This window comes from Candidatus Aquicultor secundus (genome assembly GCF_002791875.1).
In the GTDB taxonomy this organism is placed as follows: Bacteria; Actinomycetota; Aquicultoria; order Aquicultorales; family Aquicultoraceae; genus Aquicultor_A; species Aquicultor_A secundus.
Genome location: NZ_PFNG01000066.1, coordinates 1 through 3,487 on the forward strand (window position 1 = coordinate 1; position 3,487 = coordinate 3,487).

Annotated in this window: 5 protein-coding genes; 2 read left to right on the top strand and 3 right to left on the bottom strand. The window is 50.3% G+C overall.

Features of this window, described 5'->3' with window-relative positions:
- Both COY37_RS02670 and COY37_RS02675 read right to left on the bottom strand, forming a co-directional pair.
- The coding region (locus COY37_RS02670; RefSeq protein ID WP_353682991.1) for a DUF711 family protein at positions 1-734 on the bottom strand (734 nt) is incomplete at its 3' end.
- Positions 735-755: 21 nt separating this feature from the next.
- The gene (locus COY37_RS02675) at positions 756-1,031 is read right to left on the bottom strand and encodes an ACT domain-containing protein (protein ID WP_286975942.1); all 276 of its coding nucleotides are present in this window, start codon (positions 1,029-1,031) and stop codon (positions 756-758) included.
- Between the two features lie 225 nt (positions 1,032-1,256).
- Here COY37_RS02675 and COY37_RS02680 point away from each other — a divergent pair, with 225 nt between their 5' ends.
- Complete coding sequence (locus COY37_RS02680; RefSeq protein ID WP_286975945.1) at positions 1,257-1,490, top strand: DUF951 domain-containing protein; 234 nt, start codon at positions 1,257-1,259, stop codon at positions 1,488-1,490.
- A 128-nt stretch (positions 1,491-1,618) separates the two neighbouring features.
- On the opposite strand, the gene COY37_RS02685 is transcribed toward COY37_RS02680, so the two are convergent.
- A complete protein-coding gene (locus COY37_RS02685) occupies positions 1,619-1,813 on the bottom strand; it encodes a two-CW domain-containing protein (protein WP_286975948.1) in 195 nt (64 codons plus the stop codon).
- 275 nt (positions 1,814-2,088) lie between these two features.
- Here COY37_RS02685 and COY37_RS02690 point away from each other — a divergent pair.
- Positions 2,089-3,487 (top strand): outer membrane protein assembly factor BamB family protein (locus COY37_RS02690; RefSeq protein ID WP_286975950.1); only part of this gene is annotated, 1,399 nt, incomplete at its 3' end.

The following is a 3,487-nucleotide window of genomic DNA, read 5'->3' on the forward strand; positions in this document are numbered from 1 at the left end:
CGCTTGATAATTTCGGCGACCTGCATGAGATCGACGTCCGGGTAGCGCTCGAGCGTGGCGCGCACCACGCCGGGGCCGCTGATGCCGACGTTGATCACCCTATCCGCCTCGCCGAAGCCGTGATAAGCCCCGGCCATAAACGGGTTGTCCTCGGGGATGTTGGCAAAGACCACGAGCTTGGCGCAGCCGATGCCGTCCTTGTCTTTTGTAAGCTCGGCGGTCTCTTTGATGACGCCGGCCATCTCGAGCACCGCGTCCATGTTGATCCCGGCTTTGCTCGACGCCACGTTCACCGACGAGCACACCCGGTCGGTTTCGGCAAGCGCCCTCGGAATGGAGTTGATAAGCTTGCGGTCCCCCGGCGTCTCGCCCTTTTGGATAAGCGCGGTAAACCCGCCGATAAAATCTATGCTAAGCTCTTTGGCGGCTTTATCGAGCACCGTCGCAATCGGAACGTAATCCTCCAAATCGCTCGACTCGGCAATCGCCGAGACAGGCGAAATCGAAATCCGCTTGTTCACGATCGGGATGCCGTATTTCTCCTGCAACGACTCCGCCACCTTAACCAGGTCTTTCGCCGACTCGGTGACTTTGCGGTAGATATTGCCGAGCAGCTTGTCGCCGTTCTCGTCGCTGCAGTCGCGCAAGGATATCCCCATCGTTACCGCGCGGATATCGAGGCGCTGCTCCTGTATCATCTCTATGGTTTCTCGTATCTCTTCAGGATTGATCAGCATTGGCATTGTCATACTCCCCTAGAGCCTGTGCATGTAGCGGAAGATATCCTCATGCTGCACCGTAATTTTTACGCCCAGCTCGTCCGCTACCTCGTTGAGTTTGTCCTGCAAACCGGCGATGGGAGTGATATCCTCATCCAATGTTACCAGCATGATCATGGTAAAGAAGTCCTGCATGATGGTCTGGCTTATGTCCTCGATATTCACGCTGTTCTCGGCGAGCACCCGGCTTACGCCTGCGACGATCCCCACACGGTCCATGCCGAGAACGGTTACAATAGCCCGTCGTTTCATAACGCCTCCTTGAAATAGCTGTCGGCTTTCAGCTTTTTGTAAACAACTTTAAGCACACAACTTTAAGCACACAACTTTAAGCACACAACTTTAAGCAAAATTATAAGATGGTTTATTGTAGCAGGAAACCGGGGTCAACAGGGAAAAAGGGCACGTTGGGACGGCTTTCGGTAAACTTCATTTTGCAGGCGCGGCGTTGTATGATAAGTGAAAGGTGAAATCGATATGGTAAAAGTCGTAGAGATCGCACTGGGCGACGTCGTAAAACTGAAAAAAGGCCACCCCTGCGGCGCAAACGAGTGGGAGATAACCAAACTCGGCATGGATATCGGGATGACCTGCGTAGGGTGCGGCCGCAAGGTACGCCTGATGCGCTACGATTTCGACCGCAGGTTCAGGGGATATATCAAGCGCTACCATGAAGAGCATCCCCCCGAAGCGCTTACCGACGAATCATAACGGGTAAGCGCCCGCTTAAAAATAGCAATAAAAAAAGTGCTCCTAAGTTTTTAAGGAGCACTTTTTTAGGAGCATACTTAGCGGGAGAAGTGCCATTCCCGAAGTATGGGGCATTTAAGTTAAAGAAACTAGCTTGCTATGCCTTTAGCGGACTTGTAGTAGTCGCAATCCATGCAGTTTGCAAGCTTTTGCGCGAACGTACCCTGTACCTTGCCGCCGCACATCGTTCCGGCTATACGCCAGCACTCGGTCCCACCCTTCGGGTACGCCGGACAATCGTTGGTTTTGTCCCTGCCACAATGTTTAAACTCCCAGCAATTCACTAATTATCACTCCTTATAAGGTTTCGAATACTAGATTATTTGAAGTTATCGGGTTCTATTTCCGCAGGGTTTAGCCATTATTGGTGAATTCTAGAAGTATTAGCGGTGTAAGATAGCGGCTAGTGTTCAATTTTTACGGTCGGTAAATTTTTTGAAAAACATTTAAATATTTTGAAGGAATGCAAGCGGTTGTGGCGTATATGTGCTATAGCACAATTGAATATATACGAGTATGGGCAATAAACCGGGCAAGGATAGTATTGGAGGGGCGCCATTTGAATATCTTGAAAACTGCATGCATCGCTTTGTTAGTCATTCTAGTTGCTAATATGCCGGCGGCTTACGGGTCGAGTTGGCCTATGTTTCAGTACGATGCGCAAAATACCGGCTTTAATGCTGATGAGCAGGGTATTGCCCCGCCATTAAAGGTTGATTGGGTTAAAGGGGGCGAACTCTCCACCTATGAGTTGCGTACCCGTCCGGTTATCGCAGACGGCCTTGTTTACGTCGGGGAGCGAAGTGGCTCTAGAGGTAAGCTGCTGGCAATCTCCCTCCTAACCGGGAAGTGCCTCTGGGTAATCGAGGGACTGATAGTCGAAAACGCCCCGGCACTTGCGAATGGAAGGATTTATTTTGGTGCCACTGATGGCAAGTTCTATGCCCTTGATGCAAAGAGCGGCCAGACTATTTGGTCTGTTAGCGCCGGCCCAACCACATCGCCTATTATCTTTGGCGACCGGATTTATTTTGGTACGCAAAGCGGCGGCGTCTGTGTGCTAAATGCAGCAACCGGTGAGAAACTGTGGTCGATTAACCGGTCTGGCTTCAGGTCGGCTCCAGCGGTGACCAATGACACATTATTTATAGGCGGCAATGAAGTCATTGCGCTCGATCCGTCAAACGGACAGATCAAATGGTCGTTTGCCGACCAATCACGGTCTTTTTCTGCGCCTGCGGTTAGGGGGAAATCCGTTTACGTCTCATCCGATTATTACCTGTATTGTTTGGATGCAGATAGCGGTCGTGTAAAATGGTCGCGCTATTTAGGTATCAGAAACGGTTCATCGAAAATCCCCGTATTGGCTGGAAACACCGTTTACCTAGGCGCAGTGACCGCTGTAGATGCAGATACAGGTGGGGTTAAATGGGCTTTTGACGGCAGGAACCAGTATCCTATCGTATCGGTCGCTGTTGCAAACGGCTATGTATTTGTCGGCTCAACCCGTACAGACACGACTTTAGATTCATCGAACGGCCGTATCTATGTACTAAACGCCGATACGGGTGAACTTGTTTACCAGTATTTTGCGGGGGTGTGTCACAATGATTGGTATGCGATCGATCCATCTCCATCGATAGCAGAAGGATCAGTTGTGTTGAACATGAGTACGTATATGCTGTTCTGTTTATCGCCGCCCGACCGTTCCCCACTTTTAGGTGTTTCAGTCGATAAGAATAAAATCAACGCATATGACAACGAAACGGGCAGCGTTAATTTGACCTTCAATCTAGATGCTACGGGAACGGTAACCGCTGACGTTTTGGATAGCCAAGGAACTACGGTCTACCGTCTTGCTGAAAACCAAACTTTAGGCAAGGGTGCTCACAGCCTTGTCTGGCACGGCTTAATCTACTTCCAGGAGATGGCGGATCCTGTATTAAGAGACGAGTTTG